Annotated in this window: 21 protein-coding genes and 3 pseudogenes; 4 read left to right on the top strand and 20 right to left on the bottom strand. The window is 35.4% G+C overall.

Going from position 1 to position 25,266, the window contains the following annotated elements; translation table 11 throughout:
* Window positions 1-142 precede the first annotated feature (142 nt).
* The 7 genes and pseudogenes from AC625_RS10100 to AC625_RS10070 all read right to left on the bottom strand — a co-directional run bounded on the left by AC625_RS10100 (window position 143) and on the right by AC625_RS10070 (window position 7,209).
* Window positions 143-2,449, bottom strand: coding sequence for a glycoside hydrolase (locus tag AC625_RS10100; protein WP_049681183.1), 2,307 nt, complete (start codon window positions 2,447-2,449; stop codon window positions 143-145).
* Window positions 2,450-2,852: 403 nt separating this feature from the next.
* Window positions 2,853-3,599 (bottom strand): annotated as a pseudogene (locus tag AC625_RS10095) (IS110 family transposase); the annotation flags it as partial.
* Between the two features lie 746 nt (window positions 3,600-4,345).
* A complete protein-coding gene (locus AC625_RS10085) occupies window positions 4,346-4,573 on the bottom strand; it encodes a hypothetical protein (RefSeq protein WP_049681181.1) in 228 nt (75 codons plus the stop codon).
* 228 nt (window positions 4,574-4,801) lie between these two features.
* Complete coding sequence (locus AC625_RS10080) at window positions 4,802-5,164, bottom strand: hypothetical protein (protein WP_049681180.1); 363 nt, start codon at window positions 5,162-5,164, stop codon at window positions 4,802-4,804.
* A 92-nt stretch (window positions 5,165-5,256) separates the two neighbouring features.
* Complete coding sequence (locus tag AC625_RS10075) at window positions 5,257-6,171, bottom strand: helix-turn-helix transcriptional regulator (protein ID WP_049681179.1); 915 nt, start codon at window positions 6,169-6,171, stop codon at window positions 5,257-5,259.
* A complete protein-coding gene (locus tag AC625_RS28525) occupies window positions 6,168-6,308 on the bottom strand; it encodes a helix-turn-helix domain-containing protein (protein ID WP_425415485.1) in 141 nt (46 codons plus the stop codon). Before AC625_RS28525 ends, AC625_RS10075 begins: the two co-directional genes overlap by 4 nt.
* 406 nt (window positions 6,309-6,714) lie before the next feature.
* Entirely contained in the window at window positions 6,715-7,209 is a 495-nt protein-coding gene (locus AC625_RS10070; RefSeq protein ID WP_049681178.1) for a GNAT family N-acetyltransferase, read from the bottom strand.
* A gap of 133 nt (window positions 7,210-7,342) precedes the next feature.
* Between AC625_RS10070 and AC625_RS10065 the strand changes: the two genes are divergently transcribed.
* On the top strand, window positions 7,343-7,792 hold the full coding sequence (locus AC625_RS10065) for a tyrosine-type recombinase/integrase (protein WP_082191021.1): 450 nt from the start codon (window positions 7,343-7,345) through the stop codon (window positions 7,790-7,792).
* A 536-nt stretch (window positions 7,793-8,328) separates the two neighbouring features.
* Here the strand turns inward: AC625_RS10065 and AC625_RS10060 are convergent.
* The 4 genes and pseudogenes from AC625_RS10060 to AC625_RS26665 form a co-directional block, all read right to left on the bottom strand.
* On the bottom strand, window positions 8,329-9,600 hold the full coding sequence (locus AC625_RS10060) for a RidA family protein (protein WP_049681177.1): 1,272 nt from the start codon (window positions 9,598-9,600) through the stop codon (window positions 8,329-8,331).
* Window positions 9,601-10,512: 912 nt separating this feature from the next.
* A pseudogene (locus AC625_RS10050) lies at window positions 10,513-11,066 on the bottom strand (GNAT family N-acetyltransferase).
* Window positions 11,067-11,608: 542 nt separating this feature from the next.
* Window positions 11,609-12,127, bottom strand: coding sequence for a YfiT family bacillithiol transferase (locus AC625_RS10045; RefSeq protein ID WP_049681176.1), 519 nt, complete (start codon window positions 12,125-12,127; stop codon window positions 11,609-11,611).
* A 947-nt stretch (window positions 12,128-13,074) separates the two neighbouring features.
* Window positions 13,075-13,218: pseudogene (locus tag AC625_RS26665) on the bottom strand (IS1595-like element ISSpps1 family transposase); the annotation flags it as partial.
* Window positions 13,219-13,377: 159 nt separating this feature from the next.
* On the opposite strand from AC625_RS26665, the gene AC625_RS10035 reads away from it, so the two are divergent.
* The gene (locus AC625_RS10035) at window positions 13,378-13,905 is read left to right on the top strand and encodes an NAD(P)H-dependent oxidoreductase (RefSeq protein ID WP_049681174.1); all 528 of its coding nucleotides are present in this window, start codon (window positions 13,378-13,380) and stop codon (window positions 13,903-13,905) included.
* Between the two features lie 84 nt (window positions 13,906-13,989).
* Here AC625_RS10035 and AC625_RS10030 read toward each other — a convergent pair whose 3' ends face one another.
* From AC625_RS10030 to AC625_RS10015, 4 genes are all read right to left on the bottom strand, one after another.
* Entirely contained in the window at window positions 13,990-14,346 is a 357-nt protein-coding gene (locus AC625_RS10030; RefSeq protein ID WP_049681173.1) for a winged helix-turn-helix transcriptional regulator, read from the bottom strand.
* A 409-nt stretch (window positions 14,347-14,755) separates the two neighbouring features.
* Window positions 14,756-15,697, bottom strand: a complete 942-nt coding sequence (locus AC625_RS10025) for an IS3 family transposase (protein ID WP_156187487.1) — start codon at window positions 15,695-15,697, stop codon at window positions 14,756-14,758.
* Window positions 15,619-15,948 (bottom strand): helix-turn-helix domain-containing protein, encoded by a 330-nt coding sequence (locus AC625_RS10020; RefSeq protein ID WP_049681094.1) that lies wholly within the window; start codon window positions 15,946-15,948, stop codon window positions 15,619-15,621. Before AC625_RS10020 ends, AC625_RS10025 begins: the two co-directional genes overlap by 79 nt.
* A 164-nt stretch (window positions 15,949-16,112) precedes the next feature.
* Complete coding sequence (locus AC625_RS10015; protein WP_049681172.1) at window positions 16,113-16,580, bottom strand: MaoC family dehydratase; 468 nt, start codon at window positions 16,578-16,580, stop codon at window positions 16,113-16,115.
* A gap of 1,180 nt (window positions 16,581-17,760) precedes the next feature.
* Here AC625_RS10015 and AC625_RS10005 point away from each other — a divergent pair.
* On the top strand, window positions 17,761-18,447 hold the full coding sequence (locus AC625_RS10005; protein ID WP_049681170.1) for an ArsR/SmtB family transcription factor: 687 nt from the start codon (window positions 17,761-17,763) through the stop codon (window positions 18,445-18,447).
* 76 nt (window positions 18,448-18,523) lie between these two features.
* Here the strand turns inward: AC625_RS10005 and AC625_RS10000 are convergent, their stop codons facing one another.
* From AC625_RS10000 to AC625_RS28515, 3 genes are all read right to left on the bottom strand, one after another.
* Window positions 18,524-19,432: a DMT family transporter gene (locus AC625_RS10000; protein ID WP_049681169.1), complete on the bottom strand. Its 909-nt coding sequence runs from the start codon at window positions 19,430-19,432 to the stop codon at window positions 18,524-18,526.
* Between the two features lie 138 nt (window positions 19,433-19,570).
* Window positions 19,571-19,744: a thermonuclease family protein gene (locus AC625_RS28520; protein ID WP_425415442.1), complete on the bottom strand. Its 174-nt coding sequence runs from the start codon at window positions 19,742-19,744 to the stop codon at window positions 19,571-19,573.
* Complete coding sequence (locus AC625_RS28515) at window positions 19,720-20,067, bottom strand: hypothetical protein (protein ID WP_053178057.1); 348 nt, start codon at window positions 20,065-20,067, stop codon at window positions 19,720-19,722. The genes AC625_RS28520 and AC625_RS28515 overlap by 25 nt, the downstream gene beginning before the upstream one ends.
* Before the next feature lie 307 nt (window positions 20,068-20,374).
* Here AC625_RS28515 and AC625_RS09990 point away from each other — a divergent pair, with 307 nt between their 5' ends.
* Window positions 20,375-22,120 carry a methyl-accepting chemotaxis protein gene (locus AC625_RS09990; RefSeq protein WP_049681168.1) on the top strand — a complete coding sequence of 582 codons (1,746 nt, stop codon included), beginning with the start codon at window positions 20,375-20,377 and terminating at the stop codon, window positions 22,118-22,120.
* Window positions 22,121-23,166: 1,046 nt separating this feature from the next.
* Here AC625_RS09990 and AC625_RS09985 read toward each other — a convergent pair.
* A complete protein-coding gene (locus AC625_RS09985; protein WP_049679861.1) occupies window positions 23,167-24,369 on the bottom strand; it encodes an IS110 family RNA-guided transposase in 1,203 nt (400 codons plus the stop codon).
* Between the two features lie 302 nt (window positions 24,370-24,671).
* Window positions 24,672-25,088 carry an Rrf2 family transcriptional regulator gene (locus AC625_RS09980; RefSeq protein WP_049681167.1) on the bottom strand — a complete coding sequence of 139 codons (417 nt, stop codon included), beginning with the start codon at window positions 25,086-25,088 and terminating at the stop codon, window positions 24,672-24,674.
* Window positions 25,089-25,266: the final 178 nt, after the last annotated feature.

Genomic DNA, 25,266 nt, shown 5'->3' with positions numbered 1-25,266 from the left:
TTCTAATCCTTTTTTCAATGTATCCCACAATGGATTAGCTACTTCTATGTCTTCTTTTAAACTCTTCCTTAGCGTTCAGATTTAGCCTCTCGGAAGATTGTCTCAAGGAAAATTAGCAGTTAAAATATGGCGAACTTCACGCTTACTTTTCCGGTGAATAGATAGTATTACTATTTCCATCAATAATTAACACTGATTTTCCTGGTATTGTCTCGCCTTGATAGTTAAATTCATCTTCTGAAAAATTTGCTACTACACTTAATGCTTCACCATATTCAGTCATTTGAACGAGTCTATCATCTGATATAATTTTAAAATCTGTCATTTCTTCTGTTATTGCTTTTTTGCTAAAATTTGACCATACCTTTGAATACCTTACAATTGTTTCTTTATGTTTTTCCCACTCGTGTTTATCTATATGATATAAAGGAGGTACATTATAAAGTATCTCATACAACATTCTATTTGATATTTCATCTTTAAATTTTAAGGTTCCCCATCCCCACCAATGAGTTGTGATCACTGAATCGTTGTAAACCAACTTATACAATGGGATCGTGTAGTTTGAATCCAAAAATAACTTCTTGTACTTATCCTTTAGTGGTATTTGTTTAGAAAACAGTTCGGGAACTCCACCATTACTCGAATAGTATTTCCCTACATAATACTCACTTTCTTTGTTTTTTGCCATATCCTCATCCATCCAAGAAAATGATGGCGTTTCTATTCCATGTGCAAAGGCAATAGATTTGTTAGCAAAATCATTTCCACCTTCAGTTCCAACTACCATACCCCATTCTTTTTGCAGATACTCCATTCTCTTAATCCTAGCCTGGATATCTTCCTTTTCAGTAGTAATATGTTCTGGCGAATAGTCATCAAAGATTTCTCCAGTGCCATCTGTGTCTAAAAACCATGAGTTAAATGCTATGCCAGTATTTAAAATTGAAGTTACTCTTTCTTTTACACTAGGCATTGCAAGCGTCGGATTCAACTTTCTACCTGCACCTTGGAATCCTTCAATCTTTTTTCCATCTTTATTGGTTACAGTTGCATTCTCGTAAAGTGAAGCATCCTTAAACTTAGCAGTATCCCACTTCTCTTTACCTGGTTCATGGATTGAATGATATGAATCATAGGTACCAAATAGATAGCCGAAGTCTTCTGCTTCTTTTACTAACTCTGGTTTAATGAATCCTTCCTGCCAATCATCCAAGCCGATCCACATATTTTCTAACCCTGAATCCTTCATGTCCTTTATCACATCTACAGTATTAGCATCTGCCCACTTCTTTATTGGGTCAACTACATCGCCAAGTATGCTTTTTAATAATCTCTTATTTAGGTCAATTAATTCAACGGGATTTAAATTTTCTATTCCCGTGTTTAACAGCCTCTGAGTTTCTTTATCTGTTTCAGTAAATACTTCCGGATTATAGAATTCTTTTAGTTGCATTACGGCACTTAAGCCTTTTATTATTCTATTCTTAGTGTATTTGTCTACATAATCTAAGCTATTTAAATCTTCAAAGGCCGATGAAAGCTCTGATCCATCCTCAACATTAGTAGTTAATAACCCCTGAATCCATAATTTCAGTTTTTCAGGAAAACTGTCTCTCAGTTTTGCCCATTTTATATTTTCTTCTGAAATCACAGTTCTGTCCCAAAAATAAGCATGAGGTGCACCATAAAGCTTTTCAATATTACTATTTTCTTTAGCCTTATCCGCCAAGCTTTTGAAGTCCCCTTGTTCAATCAAATAATTTTTATAGGTCTTTGCAACATCTACTGGATTTTTTTCCGTTAAATATATTCTAAAACCATATTCCTTCTCTTCATTAATCTCTGGAAACTCATGATTAAAAGTAAACTCAATATCATTTTCTGTATTATAAACAATTTCACTATTATAAGGATTTTTAATTATATATACTAGCGAATATTCACTTTTGTCAACTGCAAAAAACTGCATAGATAAAGCCTCAATTACCTTCATTTTTTCTTCCCTTAAGTAATCTTTCCAAATAGAATCATTGCTTGGAATATACTTCCCTTGATTTAATGGGAGCATATATCCATCACCTTTCACTTTTGGCCATGTAAATATGTTGTCTTCATCTTTGCTGGATTTTATGTTTACATCTACATACTTATCTTTTTTTTTGATATCAACCTCAATTTCCTGTTCTAAATAGGTCCAGCTTATGTTATCTCCACTGTCTTTTAAATTTGAAACTTTCATTTTCCCCAATGGTTCCGATACCCTTTCAGTAATTCCATTGGATTCCACCTCAAACGTAAGTGTCTCCGGATCCACACTAAAGTTAAAGTCTAAATTATCAATTTGTGGCTGAACCTCTTTACCTGTACTAATTTTTTCGTTCGTACATCCCGTAAGAACGCCTGTTAAAATTGCAGCAATTAACATGATTGATAGAATTTTTTTCATGTAACACACCTCCGTACCTAGAGTAACATCGGTGTGTTACACGAATGTCACAAAAAACTCTAATCTATTATTTTTTAATTCAAACCCAAAATCCAATTTGTGATTATCCAAAAGTAGAAAAAGGCTCTACTCCTTGTTGAAGTAGTCTAGTAGAAGGGAGCCTTTCCACCTTACGGTAAATTGCACTCCATCCCCTCACAGAACCGTGCTTGCACTATTAATGCACACGGCTCCTCCAAGTCATCATTCACAGAATGTAACTAACCTCTTTTCTTACATCATATATATTCACTTTAATTCTTGGTGAAGGTAGTGGATATTTATCAAGAAATAGTCTGAATTTATCCCATGTAAAGGATTCCCTTTGACTTCTTCTATTGAGCCATTTAAATAGTAAGTTCTCGGCAACGAGTTTTTTGGGATGATTAAACCGATCGATTTCACCAATCTCAGAGATAATCGTGGCAGCGATTTTTTCTCCGATTCCCGGAATCGATTGGATGATCTTGTATTCCTCCACTTCATTTGCCAAGGCAACGATACGTTCTTCCAAATCGGAAAGGTGTCCCTGGTATTGAAAAAGAAGCTCAATATACATACGTAGATTAATTACGTGACTTTGATATACACTTGTTCGAAATAGATTTCGAGATGCGGAATCCATTATTTTTTTGGCTTTTTCCCATGCCCATTGACCAGATCGGCTAGGGCAGAACTCCATTACACTCTCTGCTAGTTTACTTTCCCCGACTGTTAATACCGCCTCTGAAGTAGGGTATTCCTTTAACATCAATAATGAAACCTTTGAAAATAAATCGCCAAAAACCTTTCGGTATTCAGGAAACACTTGATCTAAACTAGTATGAAACTGAAGTTTAGCTTCCACATACATATTCGTTACGATTTCCTGTTGTCTTGACAAATTCCGAAGGTCTAAAAGCTTAATTCCTCTAATTTTATGAGGTTCAAAATCCTCTTTGTAATACAGCACACACAACTGGTACGCATCGATTGCGTCTGTTTTTACCTTTCGTAAACTAGACTTCTTTGCCTGATAAGAAATAATGGGATTTAGTAAGATATATAGGACCCCTTGTTCCTCCAAGTATTGAATAACGGGCGTATGATAATGCCCTGTAGATTCTATTAAAAAAAGGTCAATCAGTAATTTTTACTGGTTAACCTTATAATACGAGTCGAGTAGAAGGGAACCTCTCTACCTTGCGGTAGATTGTGTTCCTCCCCCCTCACAGAACCGTGCTTGCGCTATTTACGCACACGGCTCCTCCAGTCACCATTCACAAAATATAGCTAATCTCTTTCGCTCAGATTTTGCTAATTCTGCTATCCTTAATAGTTTTGTGTCCATTTATTATCCCTACCTCTGCGTGTAGTAAATGTGCCCCTAGTAAGGGTGATAACTTGGTAGCAGCCTTTCCTCCATCGGCATTACCCAACTTCATTGGTACTACGCTGCTATCCGACTCCCTACAACGGCATTTGGCTTCCTTGCTTATTATCGCTTGTACACCATACTCTTCTATAAGAAGAAAAGACCGGTAGGGTCTCCCGAGTTGCCGTATCATATCAATGTGTGACGTGCCAAGGTCTCTGACTCCAGAGAGGTTCTATCCTTCTTGCCTTTAACGATGGATAAAATGTAGCTTTCTGCTGTGCTTAAGGCATCAGCCCTCTCGATTTACTAACATTATGGAGCTCAATCCCTTCAACCATTTGGCTTTCGGCCCGCCACCTAACTGTCTACGCTTAAAGGCTAATGTTACCATTAGCCCTCCAAGACTCGCTACGAGTGAATGGCTAGTTCTTTCTCGACGGGAATCCCACCCGCTATATGATACGACCTAGGCTCGGCCGCACAAGCACCCGTTAGTTTAATTACCTTTCCTTCTTGAAAGACACAATAATAAAGACAATTCCAACAAGGAAAAATAGCCCTGTGAAAAGGTTATCGGATAATGGCATTGTTTGTGGAATAGTATCCCACTTTCCAGTATTTATTTGTGCTGACCAATATACATATGCAGTTAAGCGTTCAATCGTAAAAATTAGTCCACTAGTTAAAATGAATAACGACCCTAAAATTAGACTTGTTTTTTTATCCAAAAGATTACCTCCTATGTTTAATAAAGTGCTTTGATACGATTCAAAAAATACCAGCTCCCTCTTCAACTAAACTGCCCCGTTAGTTGAAGAGGGTACTTACTGTATAACTTTAATTATCATACTTTCAGCAATTCATTCAATATAGGGGTCAGTGTATCATCTGTACAGAGAATCCAATAGAAACCCGAACAACATTTAAATAATACTCAAAGTTGTTCGGGTTCAGTTTTAACTATTCTTTTTTTCTATTGTGATGATCATTTTTCCTTGTTCTAAAAAATAATTTCCATTGGCCATCTTACTTTTCAACTCGCCAGAAGTGACGCCTTCAGCAAAGATTCCTTTTTCTTCAAAGAACATACTATCAACTAGTTTACTATCTGAACTTTCAAAAAAGCTATATCCAATAAAAGTTGATGTTGATTTATGAATATCTTCTTTATTATATTCCGAATAAAAAATCGTATAGTTTGAATGCAAGATTCCATTAAATTCTCCTTCGATTGAATATTCAGCTGTTGCTTGAGCAATGGAATGAACGGGTTCCGTTTCTGTCCAATTTAAAAGATTTAAGTCGCTTTTCAGTACCATAGTTATTTCATCTTCTTTCGTTAAAATTTGCGGAGTTCGTAACAACTCTTAAACATAATGTACCATCACTAACCTGACAACTAATTGTCAAGTTAGGTAAAATAAATTCGAGTCATTTTTTCTATATGAGCCATTATTTTATTTTTAAAACTCTTGGGCGAAAGGACTTCAACCTGGGATCCAAAACTAAGAATTAACTTTACAACCCACTCTTCATCAGGATAAGAAATTCTAACTAATAAATGATCAACGCCACTTTTATCTATGTTTGTTTCGGGAAACGAATCAAACACCTCTTGAGAACTGATTAGTGGAAATCGTAAAACTATATCGATTTTAACTATTTCTGATTCTAATGATTTCATCCAATTTGAAAATTCCTGATAACCGTCTAAGTATTCAAAGGATTCGGTAAATGCCGCATTACCAACTTTCAGTTCATGTATTCGGGATAAACGATAAAATTTTGGTTTCGTCTCATTTTCTGGCCAACCGAACAGGTACCAACTCAAATGATAGAAGAATACTTGAATTGGTTTTACTTTTTTAGTTTCAAGCTGTTCTTTTTTTGCATAATAAAAAGTAAGACACTTTTTATCTTTAATCGCTTGTCGAATATCGGTTACCTTAACCCCGTCCCTGTTATTTAAGAAAGAAAAATCAATTGAATTTTCTGGTTTGGACTCATTAAGTAAGGTTATTTTTGCAAGGCTATTCTGTAATGCCTTGTCAGTATGTAAAGTCATCGTACTCGTTAGTGTTTCCTTGATTAGACGTAAATCCTCTTCTGTAAAGTAACTATGAGGAAAATAATAACCTTCGATTAGGCGATATCCCCCGAGATTTCCTTGTTCGGAATAGATTGGAAATCCAGCAAGTGATAGAGTATCCATATCTCGATAAACTGTTCGGGTTGAGACAGCCAAATGTTTGGCAACTTCCTCAGCTGTTACTTTTTGTTTGTTCAATAAAATAAATATAATTTTTAATAAGCGCTCTATTTTCATAAATATCCCCTATTTTTTCTTTTATCAAGTGCTCGATACAAGGTTGGTTTCGATAATTTTGTTATGGCGCAAATTTTCTTTATTGTCATATCGCCCTTATCATACAATTTCAGTTCATGCTGCAAGCCTTCATGCATGTCTGTATAGCGAGTCATTCTACCTTTGAACTCATTATTGGAAAGTCACCCGAAACAGAGAGTGTGGTCGATTTATGAAAGAATATTGCTCAGCTAATGCCACGAATGAATATTCCGGATGTCTTATTAGAAATAAACCAACGTCTTGATTTTACAGGATGTTTTAGTCATCTTTCGGATGCTGAACCTCATATCAACCTCTCCCTGTTCTGTATACCCTTTAAATATCAAACCTGCTTTTTTCTATGCCAAATATAATTGTTTCATACTCAACCTCTGCTCTCCCCGAAAAATTAATTACCTTATTGTACTAAACTGCCCCGTTAGTTCAATAAGAAAAAAAGAGTTGCATATGCAACTCAATGATCTTCAACTAACGCCCCCGTTACTTCAAGAAGGATGTGCTTTAAAAGTAATCGGGGATATCAAGTGATATGGAGTCGATATCATTTTCTTTTGAGTAATACATACAAACACTGTCTTTATATTTTTGACTATCATTAGGTAGTACAATAAAACCTAATCCTTTGTAAAATTCTATCCCTATATCACTATAAAGGAAAAAGTTGTTACAGTTTTCTTCCTGTTCTAATTTATTTATCGTTTCTTTGATCAATAAAGAAGCATATCCATTTTTTCTTAAAAATAAAGGAGTAGCGATTGAACCAATCCCTTTTACAATTTTGTCTTCTGAAAAATTTAGTTCATATACGATGAGGGAGCTTAATAGTTGCTTTGTATCTGTTGCTTCAAGAACGTACCACTTTCCCTTTTTATACTTATTAGAAGCCTGGCACATAGTTATATATTCTTCATATGGCAGATTATCTCCCCAAACATCATAGCCCATCTTATAAATTTCTACCATATCCTCAATTGTTGCTTCTCTAATTTTTTTCAAAGTACATCTCCTTGTGTTTTATTCGGTTTATACACTCTTTTCGACATCAAGGTTATCAAGACCTCTATTCTAATTGTGCTAAACTGCTCCGTTAGTGGAATAAGGTTTTTTAAACAACTATATTATTTTTTAAATTACAAGCTCCTATTATCTCGATGTACTGGGGAAAGGGATTAAAAAATGCCAAATTCCATTAAAGGAAAAAGGCATAAACAGCATCCGTATGTTTCGATATGCAAGAGGAATGAAACCATTAGATCAGGCAGCTCCTGAGTCACCATTATTCACAACAAATACTGGGCGTGCGTATTCACCTTCCTATTTATCGCAGTATTTAACAAAGATAATTCAAGAGAGTGAACTTCCGTTTTTAAACCATCGAAGTTCTCTAATCGGCCCGCACACTTTTAGACATGCATTTGCCATCATCTCACACTTAAATGGGGTGGATTTATATCAAATCATGAGGTCTCTTGGGCATTCACAAGTTCAAACAACGCTGATCTATCTTGAGAAAATATTTGAAAAGGAGCGGCATGCTATTCATTCGTGGAAGCCTGAGATTTTTGGTGAATATATATAATAATAGAAACACGGAAAATATAATTTTGGCTTTTCGGAATAATTGTTTGATATTGTAAAGTGACAATAAAGTTAGTTAATTTTACAACCACAAACACGCATCGGTTAACCCCCCTTATAGTGGACACTGCACCTCTTATTAAATAGATTGCATAGAATTGCTCGATATTTCTTCAAATTACGATGTTTTTGGGTTCCACACCTTTATTTCTTTCGTCTTCACGACTCCTTGTGCGATGGCATCCATAAAGTATCCAAACTCAAAGTTTAGGTGTCACCCTCTATAAAAATTCAATCGCATAGATTCGCAAGCTAACCCAGTTTTTTTGTTATGCCCGGAAACTAAAAAAGCATCAAGATTTCTGCCATAACCGGCTAAAATCTCGATGCTTTTTCATCTGAGCTGTTAAAAAACAGAAGCTGGCTCAATTTTCATTTGAGACAGCCTCTTTTTATGAATAGGATATGCGATTTCGCATTCACCATCGGCATTAACAAGTAACTTTGATAGTTCCTGTATTTACAAATAAATGCCTGTTATGCTTTTGGAGGTGTTCCTTCAGCGTTTGATACAACTACATCGATTTGGACTAAAGCATCTTTAGGTAAAGCTGATACGCCAACTGTTCTTCGTGCAGGAACACCGCCTGGGAAGTATGTTGTGTAAACTTCGTCTACAGCATCAATATCTGCGATATTTTTAAGGAAGATATTTACTTTAACCACATCGTCCATAACGTGGTCGATACTTTCTAAAATTTCCTTGATATTTTTTAAGCACTGTCCAGCCTGCTCTTTTACACCACCAGCTACCATTTCACCAGTTTTTGGGTCCAAAGGTAATTGAGCTGAAAGGTTATTGTAATGAGAAAACGCTACAGTTTGTGTAGATAGAGAACTCTTTGGTGCATTTTCAGTGTTGTTTGCCTTTATGACAATTCCATGCCTGTTTTCAACAGCTTGTGGGGGTGTACCATCTCCGTGTGACACCACTGCTTCAATTTGTACCAAAGCATCCATAGGTAAAGCTGAAGCTGCAACTGTTGTCCGTGCAGGGACATAGGCAACGGCCCTGGCGATAGCCGAGTCTGGGAAAAATGTTGTATAAACGTCGTTTACGGCTTCAATATCCGAGAGGTTTTTAAGAAAGATATTAATTTTAACAATATCGTCAAAAGGAACGTCGATACTTTCTAAAATTGCCTTGATATTTTTTAAGCACTGTCCAGCCTGCTCTTTTACACCGCCAGCTACCAATCTACCAGTTTTTGGATCGATAGGTAATTGAGCTGAAAGGTTATTGTAATGAGAGAAAGACACAGTTTGTGTAGATAAAGAACTTGTTGGTGCATTTGCCGTGTTATTTGTAAGCTTTATGAGGTCGCCTGCTTGTGGTGCGTTTGGAACTGTACCTTCACCGTTTGAAACAAGTGCTTCAATTTGCACCAAAGCATCCATAGGTAAAGCTGCAACTGCGACTACCGTCCGTGTAGGAACATAGGTTGGGAAGAATGTTTTATAAACTTCGTCTACAGCCTCAATATCTTTGATATTCTTAACGAATACAGTGATTCTAATAACATCGCTCATAACATGATCGATGCTGTCTACAATTGCCTTGATATTTTTAAAGCACTGTTCAGCCTGCTCTTTTATATCACCAGCTACCAATTCACCAGTTTTGGGTTCGATAGGTAATTGAGCCGAAATGTGATTGTAATGAGAGAAAGCTACAGTTTGTGAATATAGACCATTAACGTTTGGAGCATTTTCCGTATTTCTTGCTAATACTGCGTTATAGCTACTCATGATAGTATTCCCCTTTTTTATTGAATTATAGTATTTTGCAATCTCCTCTAGTCAATGTTTAACAAAAATTCCAAATGGTTTTCCTAGAGGTAGCACAGTTTCCCCGAAGCATGTGTTTATCAAGATCGCCCCAGAACCATAGAAAGATAACAAAGCACAGAACAATTCTGATACGGAAGCCATCTCATAAGTGGCATCATACAGAATATTAAAAGAACTTAAAACTAATCCAAGAAATTCGATATCAAGTAAAAGCAAAATGAAGAACAAAACTTTATTTGTTTCCAAGGCCGCAATTGTCACAAAGATACTAAAAATTAAATAGCCACCACAATCATGAGCTTGTCTGTCTCACGTGGTAATAATTTCATAGTAAAGCCTCCTTGATAATCGTTTGATGTTCTTTAAACATAAAGCTTAAGTAATACCTACTTACTAAATATTTACGAGGAACAAAAGGTAGTTAACGAATAAAAAGGTGTTAATTGTCAATAAGCATTCGGATTTTTACTTATTTTTCATTTTTTATTTTGTCGTAATCTGTCGTTTGTCCCTTAATCGCAATTATATATCATAATTTAAATATATCAACTTTTATATATCGTGAAGATATTATTGACGAAATTGGAGTTGGTTTATAAAAAAATGGGATCAATGTAGCTTTTGAATAAAGTTTGTTTAAAAGGACGTAACTAATCCTTATTTGATGACAAACAAATAGAATCCATTTTGAAAAAAGATTGATCAAAATGGATTCTTATCCAGCAGATTTAAGTTTGGTTTTTATAAAAAAGTTTAATCATTTTCTACCTATGTTCTTGCACAATCACGCCCTATGCAAGATACATATTAGCAAATGATTCCCAAAGAAGGAGATTCGATAAAGCTTTTGGTTGTTTATTAACTAAATGATTATTCCGAAATACTTTTACTTCGAGAATCGCTTGGAAGCAAGGAGTAAACGTTCGTATCATATGGAACATTATTTTGATACATATAATTTCTAAGAACGCCTTCTTTTTCAAACCCTAATTTTGTTAATAACACCTTAGATGCCTTATTTTCTGTAAAAACAACTGCCCCAATACGAGTTAAATCAAGCTCATTAAATCCGTATGATATAACTTTTAAAACAGCTTCAGTGGCATACCCATTTCCCCATTGCTCAGGTAAAAGTGCATATGCTATTTCAGCTCTCTTATGTTCAGAAGACCAATCATGAAATCCAATAGTTCCAATAATCCCTTTTTTTCTTTTATTTCAATCCCCCATTTAATTCCACGTTTTTCCTTGTAGTTATTAAAAAAATTCCTAATTATATTTTTAACCTGTTCTATATTTGTTAATGGATTTTGCCCATAGTAACGTAATACGTCCTCATTTGAAAAACAATTCAATACCCCTTGTGCATCATCTTCTATTAATTCTCTCAAGATTAGTCTTTCTGTTTCTAATATAGGAAACATTCTCCCACTCCTTTTTGTATAATTGCATAAATTTAATAATTTATTATAACCGAAGTATCCACAAAAAGTTTTCTTTACAATTAATGCAACATTATAGACTTCTAACTGTCGGTTTAGAATAAAGTTTGATTATTAAAACTCTAAATCCTTGATTTTGCTGCATATAAAAAGCAATCGTTTTAAATAAATATTGATCAAAACGATTGCTTTCTATTATTTTTAAGAACTGTTTTTTATAAAGGCTATGTTAAAGGAAAAGGTTGATTTACAACGTTAACGAATAGGATGCGTATGCAAGATTTTATTCAAAATGTGAGCCAGTGCAGTTTCTTTTGAACAGAGTTGAAAGCCTTGTTGTATCTAAGTTCAAACGGTAATGCATAAAAAGGTGTATATGAATGAAATACAGAAAAACACTTAAAACATTGATATGGCAACGTTTCAAGTGTTTTATTGTGTCTCCAAACTTTCATTTGGGAACGTTATTAAGTTTACTTTTGTATGCTTTATAAATCATTGCTACACTAAAGTCACAAAGTCCTTTACCAACCCTGACGATTACACAAAGAAGTAATATGAGCAAGATGATGCTTACCGTGCCAAGCATAGATTCCTATATTTTTACCTACTGAAACTTCACCTGAATCTGGATGAATAAATATCTTTTCCATATCAGTAGGAGTTAGACTACGTAAAAGGTAGGTCCAGCGTTTGTGCAATGTTTCGAGAAGTAAAAGTGAAGTATCAATTGGCAATTTGTAATCAAATAGTTCCGCCCATTTCGTTTCGTCATAGGGCTTGATTACAGGGTTTTCTTCCGTAAGAGCCAATTTAAAACGAACATAGGCATTCATATGACTATCTGCAAGGTGATGTATTACTTGCCGAACAGTCCACCCTCCAGAACGATAAGCTGTATTAAGCTGTTCATTATCTAAATTTTTCACAGCATCTCGTAATAATCTTGGTAAATCCTCAATCTCATCAATCCAAACACTTATAACACTACTAGTAATTTCATCATCAAATTGAAAAGTGCCAATTGGATATTTCATTTCCATCTACTTATTCCCCCTTATGTAAAATTAAAAATTAATATAGTTTTATCTGAAAATTATATTATAAAAACAATGAATGTTCTATTTTTTTCGAAATCTACAGGGTGAAAGCTCCCAAAGCGTCGTTTGGAAAGCTTTTCTCTTATAGTCACCAAAATCGTATTTGGGTGCTTTTTTGTTCTTAACGTTGTAAATCCGCATAAATCTGATGGGACCCCTTATTGTACTAACGGTGTGCTTGTGCGGCCGAGCCTAGGTCGTATCATATAGCGGGTGGGATTCCCGTCGAGAAAGAACTAGCCATTCACTCGTAGCGAGTCTTGGAGGGCTAATGGTAACATTAGCCTTTAAGCGTAGACAGTTAGGTGGCGGGCCGAAAGCCAAATGGTTGAAGGGATTGAGCTCCATAATGTTAGTAAATCGAGAGGGCTGATGCCTTAAGCACAGCAGAAAGCTACATTTTATCCATCGTTAAAGGCAAGAAGGATAGAACCTCTCTGGAGTCAGAGACCTTGGCACGTCACACATTGATATGATACGGCAACTCGGGAGACCCTACCGGTCTTTTCTTCTTATAGAAGAGTATGGTGTACAAGCGATAATAAGCAAGGAAGCCAAATGCCATTGTAGGGAGTCGGATAGCAGCGTAGTACCAATGAAGTTGGGTAATGCCGATGGAGGAAAGGCTGCTACCAAGTTATCACCCTTACTAGGGACACATTTACTACACGCAGAGGTAGGGATAATAAATGGACACAAAACTATTAAGGATAGCAGAATTAGCAAAATCTGAGCGAAAGAGATTAGCTATATTTTGTGAATGGTGACTAGGAGGAGCCGTGTGCGTAAATAGCGCAAGCACGGTTCTGTGAGGGGGGAGGAACACAATCTACCGCAAGGTAGAGAGGTTCCCTTCTACTCGACTAGTAAAAAATAAACAATATTGGCACTTAGAATGCAAAGTCTCTCAGTCTTAACTTATCTGCGGTTTCCCAAGTTCCATGAACACTTGCCAAGATAAGCATTTGCTTTTTCTTGCTCAAATCGCTTTCCATTTTTCTATTGTCGAGGAATTGAAACCACACTAAATAAATTATATAAATTGCTCATTTTACTTTGTAATTCAAATAATCGAACTTCTTATTTGTAATACTAACCTTTATGATAGTACCTGTATTAAAGGTACGTACTTGTATATGTCCTTTGTTATCTTTATACTCAAAAAAAGAATAAAGCACATGGAGGTTAAATCATTGAAAACTCTTGTTATAGTAGCACACCCAAGCATAGAAACATCTGTCATTAACAAACTATGGGTAGAGGAATTGAAAAAGAATCCAGAAAAGTATACTATTCACGAATTGTATAAGGTTTATCCTGATGGAAACATAGACGTAGAAAAAGAACAAAAACTAATAGAATCGCATAGTAATCTTGTTTTACAGTTCCCTATATATTGGTTTAATTGTCCGCCTCTTTTAAAAAAATGGCTTGACGATGTTTTCACTTACAATTGGGCTTATGGGTCAAGAGGCGATAAATTAAAAAAACGCAAAATTGCACTTTCTGTTTCTGCTGGAATCAAAAAAGAAGATTATAGCGAAGCAGGCAGATATCACTATACACTTGAACAAATATTGGTTCCATTTGAAATATCCTTCCTTTATTGCGAAGCAGATTATCGTTCGTTCTATGCGTTTTATGGTACGGAAAATGAGAAGTATTCGAGTGAATTGGAAAAAAGTTCGCAAGTTTATTTGAACTTTATTGACAATTTGTAAAAATCGTCTTCATGAAGTGTCAAAAAGAAGCATTTCTTGTTCATGAGATGCTTCTTTTTGATTTAAACTAGATTGTTATGACTTTCACAAATCAACGCTATTGGTTGGCATACTGTTTTCCTCTCCCCACACGCACATAGTATTTAATACTGGGATAAGAGATCGACCTCGCTCGGATAAAGAATATTCCACCTTCGGAGGTATTTGAGGGAATTCTTCTCGTATGATAAGGCCATCATTTTCTAGCTCTTTTAACATGGTACTTAGCGTTTTAAAGGAAATATTACCTATAGATCGTTGTAGTTCATTAAACCGCATAACTTTATTCTCAATCAGCCAATATAATATAATCATTTTATATTTGCCTCCTATTAAAGACAACGTATATCCAAAGCCAGTATCTTGTTGTTTCACGCTGGTTGGAACACAGGTTTCGCGCACAAGTTACACTCTCCTTTTAAAGTACTTGTAAAAAATATTTATAGCATAAAAAAATTCTTTATGAAATCCAAGTAAATGTATGAACTTCGTATAGCACCTCTATTCCTTTAATAAATTTCAGGCTACTTTCTTGTTAAACTAAACTGCTTCGTTAGTTTAAGTACATTTCTTCACAATCTTTATAATGATATTAACATAAATATCCAATAAAAATCATCTTACCTCTAAGAAATCAATAGAGGTGAGATGATTTTAATCAAACTTTATTATAAATAATCAATCTTTTTTACAAAGCTACACATATTTTATTTCAAGAAGAGTTTATATAATCACCCTTATAGGTACTGAAAAAGGATCTTCGGTTTGGTCTTATCCCCGTCAAGTAGACAATTAATAAAAGGTTCACTTATTAGGCAGCCTTAGCTCTATATTCAGTAGGGCTAAGGTTATTTAATTTTTTTTGAAAACGTTTATGATTATAAAACTTCATATAATTCTTTACTGCTTCCTTAACCTCATTCGAACTATCGAATTGGTATCGGTAAAAACATTCAGCTTTAAAGTGGCTAAAAAAACTCTCCATACAAGCGTTATCTAAACAATTTCCTTTTCTAGACATGCTTTGCTTCATGTTGCATCTTTTTAATAGCTTGTTATATCTTATTGAGGTGTACTGGAATCCTTGATCACTATGTAATAGGAGTCCTTTCACCTCTCTTTTTTTTATGGCTTCTTTTACTGTATCAGCTACTAGTTTAAGATCATTTCTTTCACTTATTTTATATGAAATAATCTCATTGTTGTAAAGGTCTAGTATCGCCGATAAATAGTGTTTCTTTCCATTAAACAGTAGATAAGTTATATCGGTTACCCATTTTTCGTTCGGGCGTGTAGCTGAAAATTCTCTGTTTAAATCGTTCTCTGAAACGACATATTTTTCTTTTCGCCCAAAGTGCTTCCACTTCTTTTCCCGTATCTTCGCTTGAATTCCATTCGCTTTCATTAAACGATAAATTCTCTTATGATTAACTTTCAAACCATACGTCTTTTTAAGCCAAGTTTGAACTCTTGGGTAACCGTAGCTCCAATTAATATCAGGATCTTGTTGGCATTTAATAATCTTAGTTACGATTGATTGATCATCCAGCTCCTTATCTGTTGGGTTATCTTGGCGTTTTAGCCATTTGTAATAACCACTTTTTGAAACACCGGCTATCTTACATAACGTGATGATAGTAAAATGATCCGTAAGCTCATGAATTATTTTGTATTTTAACGATTTTTCTTTTCCTGTATCATCCCCCTTTTCGCAGCTAAGAGCTTTTTTAAAAAGGCATTCTCTGCTTCTAATCGAGTCATTTTTTCTGTATCACTTTCATCGTCTTTGTTAGCTCTACCTTTAAGTGGGTTACGAGATGTTCCTCTCTTTTCCTCTACCCCTTGAATTCCTTCTCTTTTATAGTGAGCTATCCATCTTTGGACAGTTGTAAATCCAATCCCTAACTCTTTGGAAATTGATCTAATCCCCATATCTTCGTTTTCGTATAAATGAATCGCCTTTAGCTTAATCTCTTTTGTATAGGTTGTTCTAATTTTCCCCATGAAAAATCCCCTTCATTGAAGACAGTATAATCCTTTCTTTTTACTGTCCACTATAAGGGGATAATAGCAGTTGGAAGATCCTTTTAGCTGCTTGTTCAATTAAAGCGCCGGATTGCAGAAGATTATTGATTAGACCTTTAAATAAAAAAGAAGAGAAAAGGAAATCATGACATAGCAGTTTTTTCGACTAATATCGAAGCTTTTGTCCGTAACAAAGCTTTTAATTGGGCTAATAATACAACTTCATCTTTTTGATTTGTAACGGTAAATTTAATCGTGATTTCTCCGCGGCTTTCGCTAGAGGTCAGTCTTAGGTCCATTACTTCAACTTCGGTTGATAATACATCATTTTCTCTTACTGGTTTCGTAAATTTTATATAATCAAAATTTTTGCCAACAAGAAATTCATTACCGAACACCTTAGATCGAATCCATTGGCCCCACATAGCACTTACGGTAAGGAATCCAGAACTGATAATTCCATCAAATATCGAATGATTTTCAGCAAACTCTTTATCAACATGAATAGGGTGCGGATCATATTGAGTAGCAAATCTATGAATTTCTTCAGCAGTGATTAATCTTGAATCACATTGAAAACGTTGGCCCACTTCAAACTCATCAAAATACATGCTAATCCTCCTAATTAATTACTAATTAGATTTTTAAACCTATTAATTATATTATAAAAATTGATCGTTTGTAAAAAGTTTGTTTATTTCAATAACTGTGGCTATAGTTCAATAGAAAAGGTGCTACCCCTACCTAAAGGAATGCACCCGATTTTATTATTAAGTGTTATTCCTAAATAATTACAGTTAGTTGAACATGATCCCAGTTATCAATGAATTCTCTATACAAATCTAGTTAACATAAATTCAACTTTCGGAAGTTCCGAATGGTCCATTTTTATCCTTTATACATGATTTTATACATGGTTGATGAATCAACATTTCAGGCTTCTGAAGAAGCCTGGTAGCTGAATAAAAAAGGGGTGTTTTATGCAGTCCCTTCTTTCACTAGTCGAGTAGAAGGGAACCTCTCTACCTTGCGGTAGATTGTGTTCCTCCCCCCTCACAGAACCGTGCTTGCGCTATTTACGCACACGGCTCCTCCTAGTCACCATTCACAAAATATAGCTAATCTCTTTCGCTCAGATTTTGCTAATTCTGCTATCCTTAATAGTTTTGTGTCCATTTATTATCCCTACCTCTGCGTGTAGTAAATGTGCCCCTAGTAAGGGTGATAACTTGGTAGCAGCCTTTCCTCCATCGGCATTACCCAACTTCATTGGTACTACGCTGCTATCCGACTCCCTACAACGGCATTTGGCTTCCTTGCTTATTATCGTTTGTACACCATACTCTTCTATAAGAAGAAAAGACCGGTAGGGCCTCCCGAGTTGCCGTATCATATCAATCTGTGACGTGCCAAGGTCTCTGACTCCAGAGAGGTTCTATCCTTCTTGCCTTTAACGATGGATAAAATGTAGCTTTCTGCTGTGCTTAAGGCATCAGCCCTCCCGATTTACTAACATTATGGAGCTCAATCCCTTCAACCATTTGGCTTTCGGCCCGCCACCTAACTGTCTACGCTTAAAGGCTAATGTTACCATTAGCCCTCCAAGACTCGCTACGAGTGAATGGCTAATTCTTTCTCGACGGGAATCCCACCCGCTATATGATACGACCTAGGCTCGGCCGCACAAGCACCCCGTTAGTTTAATAAGATTACTCTTTAATAATCTTAATTTTGCTTGCAACCTATGCTTCAACTATAATCGAAATATAAAATGCAGAAAGGTCGGTAAAAATGAGTATTAATCCTAATGTAGCCGTAGTTGCCTCCCTCCTTGGAGAAACCTCGCGGGCTACAATGCTTACAAGTTTAATGGATGGTCGTTTTCATACTGCTAGTGAACTAGCCTTCATGTCTGCGATAACACCTCAAACAGCTAGCTTTCACCTGTCTAAATTAGTAGAAGGCAACCTTATTAATGTTGAAAAACACGGACGGCACCGCTATTATCAGTTAGCCAATAAAGAAGTTGCACACCTTATAGAAACATTTCTCGCGATTTCTCCACCTCCTGAAGTACGTTCTTTAAAACAATCTAACCAAGTAAAATTGCTTCAGGAAGCTAGAACTTGTTATGACCATTTAGCTGGAAAATTAGGAGTCGCTTTAACCGACTCGATGTTGAACGCCAATTACTTAAAAAAAGAAGACAGAGAATTTATTGTTACACCTAAAGGAGAGCAATTCTTTACTGATTTCGGCATCGATTTAACTGAATTAAAGAGAAAACGACGCTCATTTTCTCACTCTTGTTTAGACTGGAGTGAACGTCACTATCATCTCGGCGGTGCTTTAGGAAATGGACTGCTGACACACTTTTTTGAATTGAATTGGATCGTGCATGTTCCATCTATTCGTGCTGTAAAAGTTACTGATAGAGGAAGAGAAGGATTTAAACAAATTTTTAATATTAATATGTAGTTAATGGGTCATATCCCTCTCCTTAGTAGACAGATTAAGATCGTTTTCTTTTTTCTGCCCACTATAGGAAGAGGACCTATTCGCGCTTAACCAGATTATTTATTAATAAAACTTTCTTCACTACTTTTCTCTGCTGAAAATTTCGATTCACTAGATAGATACCCATTATAATAAACAAGCCACCAACTATAAGAGTCGGATATAAAGGCTCTCCTAATAGTAGCCAACCAGACAAGACACCAAAGAATGGAGCTAAAAATAAGAAGGCGCTCGTCTTCCCTGAATCACCATTTTGTAAAAGATAAAACCACACAGCAAATTGAACAATAGAAGACATTATACTTAGCCATAATAAAATGGACAAGGATTCACCGTTCAAAATGAAAAAAGGACTTTCAAGGGTAAAACTGCCAATTAAGAGTAGTAATCCACCAAATAGCATCTGATAAGCGGATAGGACCCATGTATCGAAAATCGCCCCCCACTTTTTAGCTAATAATGTGGCCAGTGCCCAAAACACGGCGGAAAAAATGCCGAAAAGAATACCAATCTTAAATTCAATTTGGGCCCCCATTGTTATACTTACCCCTACCAACCCTAAAAGAACACCGATCCATTGATAACATGTATAACGTATTTGCAGAAAAATGGTGCCGAATACAACGACAAGTAACGGATTCGTGAATGTCAGAATCGAGGATTCACTAGCTGTAATCGTTCGCAAACTCAAGAAAATACAGCCCATAACACCGGCTGTTTGGAAAGCTCCAATGATCAGCATCTTTATCCAATTCTCTTTAGATGCTGGATGTGACCTCTTTAAAACGATAACGATGACTACCATTATGATTCCCGCAAGTATGAAGCGTAATGCTGCTAGCAGCAATGGGGATGAGTATGGTAAACCCATTTTAACGACAGCAAAAGATGAACCCATTAAAAATGTTGTTAAAAGTATCAACGATGTAAATTTGAAAGTATTCATTTCTTCTCTCCCTACATACTATAATGACCTATCTATGGTTATTATATCTGTAGATTACTTCAGCTAGTATCGAAGTATGGAATGCAATTCGTGATAAAAAAACTGCCACAACCTCAAAGGTTATGGCAGTTCATTCTACTATTTCTCTTCCGGATACCTCGTACTATCAAATCCACGATCCGTCGCATAATCTTCCAGCCTCCAAATACCAATGCCCGCTTTCTTCGCCCGTTCTTGCGCTTTTTCAAATGCATCGATATGACGCGTATTTGGTGGATAGACGTAGCCTACGCGTGCCAGTCCTTCCTCCAACAGCTTCTCTTGAACCTCACACCATCAAAATAAATATAAGCGAGTAATCGACCATATTTATCAACTCGTTCCCCGATATCGAATTCGATTTCGAGAAACGTATTCACTACACCAGCTGCTCCCCCATAATTTTGATAATAAACTTGGGCAGAATGTGCCTCATTTGTTGAAGTTACTATATTTCCGTCTTTTTCACCATCCAAATAGTAAAAGTAATAAGTAAAATGATTATAGATTACATATAGACAAAATAGTAATGCCATTATCAAATTACTTTGAGGATTTTTGCCAAACTCCTTACCACCTTCTCTAATAACATACATTGTGTTTAGCTTTCTCTTCTTAAACTAAACTGCTTCGTTAGTTTAAGTACATTACTTCACAATCTTTATAGTGATATTAACATAAATATCCAATGAAAAAGATCATCTCACCTCGTAGTAATCTATAGAGGAGAGATGATTTTAAATCAAACTTTATTATAAATGAACAAGTAAAATAATATTTTAGAAATACCAACATTATACTCATGAAAATATTGCAAAATATATAACTCCTGTTATTCTTAAATTTGCGAGATATGTCCATGGTGGCAAATGGAATATTAAAATAATCAAAGGGAGTTCATCGATGAGAAGTAGCTTAAAGATTAAAATGTTAATGGTTTTTTCAATTTTACTTGTTATTTCGTGTTTTCTGATTAGCTTCTTTGTTTATCGTTCATCGTTAGATCTAGTGAAAGAGACTGTTGGTCATCAAAATTTAGCTATGATTGATCATGCAATCTCTAAGATAGATGATAAAGGTTATCAAACTTTAGAAATTGATGCTAAAAAGGAAGGGTATTATCAAGAATTACAAAAAGAACTAGGCTCTGTTAAAGAGTTTTATGAGGTTTCTAGTTTGTATACGATGTCTCGTGTGAAGAAGGGTGAAGACTACGAATACTACTATATGGTAGATAGTACGCCAAGTGAGGGTTCAACGATTGGTATTCAAGAGGAATCACCAGAATCCTATCCTAAGATGAGACAAGTATTTGAAACAGGGAAAGTACAATTTCAGTTATCAAATGATGCAGAATATGGTGCTGTACTAGCTATTTATGCTCCGATAAAAAATAAGGCTGGAGATGTGATTGGATTATTGGGGGCAGATTTGGATGCCACAGAAGTTTATGAAGCCATGGATGCCAATCAAATGAAAATTATTACTATTACATTGATTGTCTTATTAGTAGGAATCTGCATTGTCTATTTCTTCACAGATTATTTAACGAAGCCTATACGAAAATTAACATCTCAAGTGAAAAAAATTGGTAATGGTGATTTAACTGTCGTGATAGAAACTGGTCGAAAAGATGAAATTGGACTTCTAACACAAGCATTTCAACAGATGGTATTAGATTTACAAAATATCATTCTTGGAATTAATGTTGGGTCCAAGCAGTTAATTGACACGACCAATTCAGTGGCTAAAAGTAGTGAGAAGGCAAGTGGAGCAATTAGCCAGATTTCTGCGTCCGTTCAGGAAGTATCGGCAGGAGCGCATGCACAGTATATAAGCTCGGAGGAAAGCTCTGTTACATTAGAGCAAATGTCAGAGGGCATTCAACAAATTGCTGAAGCTTCTTCAAATGTATCTCAATTATCATCGATTAGCTTACAAAATGTAGAGCTCGGAAATAGTAGCATTAAAAAAGTGATTCATCAAATGAATGTTATTCATCAATCTGTTCAATTATCAGCAAATGCAATTAAAAAACTTGAGAATCAATCAAACGAAGTTTCGCTTATTATAAATATCATTCGTGACATTGCTACACAAACGAATCTACTTGCATTAAATGCTGCGATTGAAGCGGCTAGAGCTGGTGAATCTGGAAAGGGCTTTGCTGTAGTAGCTGAGGAGGTAAGAAAGCTAGCTGAGCAATCGGGAAAATCAGCAAATAGCATATCGGATTTGATTTCTAAAATAAATATGGATACGAATTTAACAGTACAAACAATGAATGTTGTAACAGGAAATGTAGAAGACGGTATACAAGCTGTTGAGGAAGCTGGAAAATCATTTGAAAGTATTCTCCATTCTATTCAGGGCGTAGTATCTCATACGAAGCAAGTCTCTGCAACTTCGGAAGAAATGTCAGCATTCTCTGAGGAAATCACAACAGGAATAATGGAAATGACGATGCTTGCAAATAAGGCTGCAAAGGCAACCGAAAGTGTGGCCGATCGAACAATTGAACAAGAAAACTACAATCAAGATATCCTTTATGCTGTTTTAAGGCTTAATAAAATGGTGAAAGAACTTGAAAAAACAGTTTCAAAGTTTGATGTAGGTGTCAAAAATACAGATAGTCCCGACGTTATTTAAGATTGAAAAGATAATCATTAGAATAAAGATTGATTAAAAAAGTTCCTTCAACCTTTATTTATAAGCAAATGCAAAAACTCCATTTTGAAAAAAGATTGAACAAAATGGAGTTAATCTTTCTAACTAAGTATGAGATTTTTATAAAAAAGTTTGAACAATTAAATGAGCCTTCTTATAGTGATAGGTAAGCCTTTGAAGTTATCGCTAGCTGTTCCCCCACTTCACACCGTACGTGAAACTTTCGCTTCATACGGCGTTCCAACTAATCCAATTCCATTTAATCATCAGCACTCAATGTGCCTCAACTCTTCCGTTTTAATAAGTCGGTGCCTTCTGTGGAAGGTGAACCTCTATTAGTCTTACAAGAACCCTGTCACTAGGCCTAATGGGACGCTTATAGTCGATTTTGTTTTATTACAAAATAAAAACAGACAATTTAGTAGTAAATTTCCTACAAATTGTCTGTTTCGTCTTTTATTTTTAAGCCACGCACTTCTTTTGCTACAGCTTTTGCAGCTTCTTTTTTTGTATCAAAGATACGCCATTGATTATTAATCATTGTAAGAATCATTTTTACATCATCCTTTATCTATAATTTTATTTTAAGAAATTAGTTCAATAATCCCAAGCGATAACAAAAGCTTCTTATTTTGTTTTTTTGCTTCTTTCTATTTCGTTTCTATGATTATATTATCCAATATAGAGATTTTTTAATCAAAGTCCTGGAAAGCGTAACCATTTCTCGTGAAAACGTTATTAATTATATTATTCTTAAAATTACGTTATATATCTCTTGTTTTCGTGCATTTTTAAAATAAAAGGGCACTTAACATTAAGTAAGTGTCCTGGATTAATCTAAAAAAGCCTGGTAGCTGCATAAAAGGGGGTGTTTTATGCAAATTCTTCTTTCACTAAACCAGCTAATAGGAAGTCAATATCTTTCTCTAAAATTTTCATTTCCCTTATGTTATACTATTTTTGGCCATGCCAAATAACCCTCCAAAACCCTTTTGGAAGGATTTCTCTTTGTTTCACAAAACCGTTAATTAAGCTAAATCAAGGAACGTTTCTTTTCTCTTTAATAAAGCATAAATCCAATGAAGAAGTTTATTAATACAGGCAACGATCGCCACTTTGGCGGGCTTTCCTTCTGATTTTTTCTTATCATAGAATGCTTTAAGCTTTTTGTTTCTTGAACTCCTTATACCGCATAATACGGCAAGATACAGGGAATGGCGTAGTCTGCTCGAACCTCTTTTAGTAATATGATTGATTGTTGCCGTAAACTTACCTGATGAGTGAACACTAGGATCGACTCCAGCGAAGGCAACGAGTTTTTTGGGATGATTAAACCGATCGATTTCACCAATCTCAGAGATAATCGTTGCAGCGATTTTTTCTCCGATTCCCGGAATCGATTGGATGATCTTGTATTCCTCCACTTCATTTGCCAAGGCAACGATACGACCTTCCAAATCAGAAAGGTGCCCTTGGTAATGAAAAAGCAAATCAATATACATGCGTAGATTGATTAAGTGACTTTCATACACGACTTTTTGAAATGGATTTCGAGATGCGGAGTCCATTATTTTTTTTGCTTTTTCCCTCGCCCATTGACCAGATCGCCTCGGACAGAACTCCATAACACTCTCTACTAGTCTACTTTCCCCGGCTGTTAATATGGCCTCTGAAGTGGGATATTCCTTTAACATCGATAAAGAAACCTTTGAATATAGATCTCCAAAAACCTTCCGGTATTCAGGAAACACTTGATCTAAAATGGTGTGAAAATGAAGTTTAACTTCCACATACATATTCGTTACAATCTCCTGTTGTCTTGACAAATTCCGAAGGTTTAAAAGCTGAATCCCTCTATTTTTATGGGGTTCAAAATCTTCTTTGTAATAGAGCACACACAACTGATACGCATCGATCACGTCTGTTTTTACCTTTCGTAAACTGGACTTCTTTGCCTGATAAGAAATAATAGGATTAAGCAAGATATATAAAATCTCGTGTTCCTCCATGCATTGAACAATGGGGGAATGATAATGGCCTGTAGATTCTAAAATGACCATAGGAACTTGCCCTGTCACCTCTTCGATCTCTTTTAAAAAGCCTATAAATTGATCTAATTCCTCTCTGGTATGCTTCATTGAGAAACTCTTTCCATACGGTTTTGATTTATCTGAAAATGCCTGAACTTGACTTTCTCCCTTTGCCACATCCAGACCAACTACTGGATTCATTGTCTTCTCCTCCTCTCTACTTACTAACCAGTACCCCTAGTCCTCCATGTAGTGTCATAGCTTCGCTTGTTATACCAGATCTACGTCCCAACCAGCCTCAAACATGTTTCTACAAGTAGGGGGCGGACAGTTTAGTTGACGGGATCAATGCCCCACGCACCCGTACGTCCTACCCTGGCTACTGATATAATAGATTCTATTAAAAAAAGGTCAACCAGTAAAAACTGGCTAACCTTATAATACGAAAGCACCCGTTAGTGACATAAGAAATGTTCTTTTTTTAAACACATAAAAACTATTTGTTAATTATTTACTACTTTTTTCATAATATCATGTAGTGTTTTTTTCTTTAAATTTTCCTCTAGTTCAAACTGTAAAAGTCGAAATTCATTTTCAATTACTTTAACAATCGATTGTCCGTAAGTGCATTGAGGGTTTACTTTCTGATGGGCAATAAATAGCTCATTAGAAGGGTCAACAGCTTTTAATATCTCATATAATGTAATGTTTTCGGGTTTCTTAGCTAACATAAGCCCTTTTTTTATTGATACTGATTTTAATAAACCTGCTTTTTTTAATGCACTTGACATGCGACGAACTACAACAGCATTTGTCCCTATACTTTCTGAAACTATTTCTGAATTTATACTATCTTTCTCTGGCACACATTCTACAAAAGCTAATATGTGTATGCCAATTGCTAATCTTGTATTAATCACTTTTTCCCCTCCTCCCTATTATTTTCACTATTTATCGTCAAGTATACGGATGTAATGAAGTTTTAATTTATATCATGTGAAGAAAATAATTCAAAATTTTTATACAAAGTCTAGCAAATTATTCAATAAAATTTAATGTTAGTTAATAAATTTAATTAAAGACTTACTATAAATAGTA

The organism is Peribacillus loiseleuriae, assembly GCF_001183985.1.
Lineage (GTDB): Bacteria > Bacillota > Bacilli > Bacillales > DSM-1321 > Peribacillus > Peribacillus loiseleuriae.
This window is presented reverse-complemented; position numbering and strand designations above follow the sequence as displayed.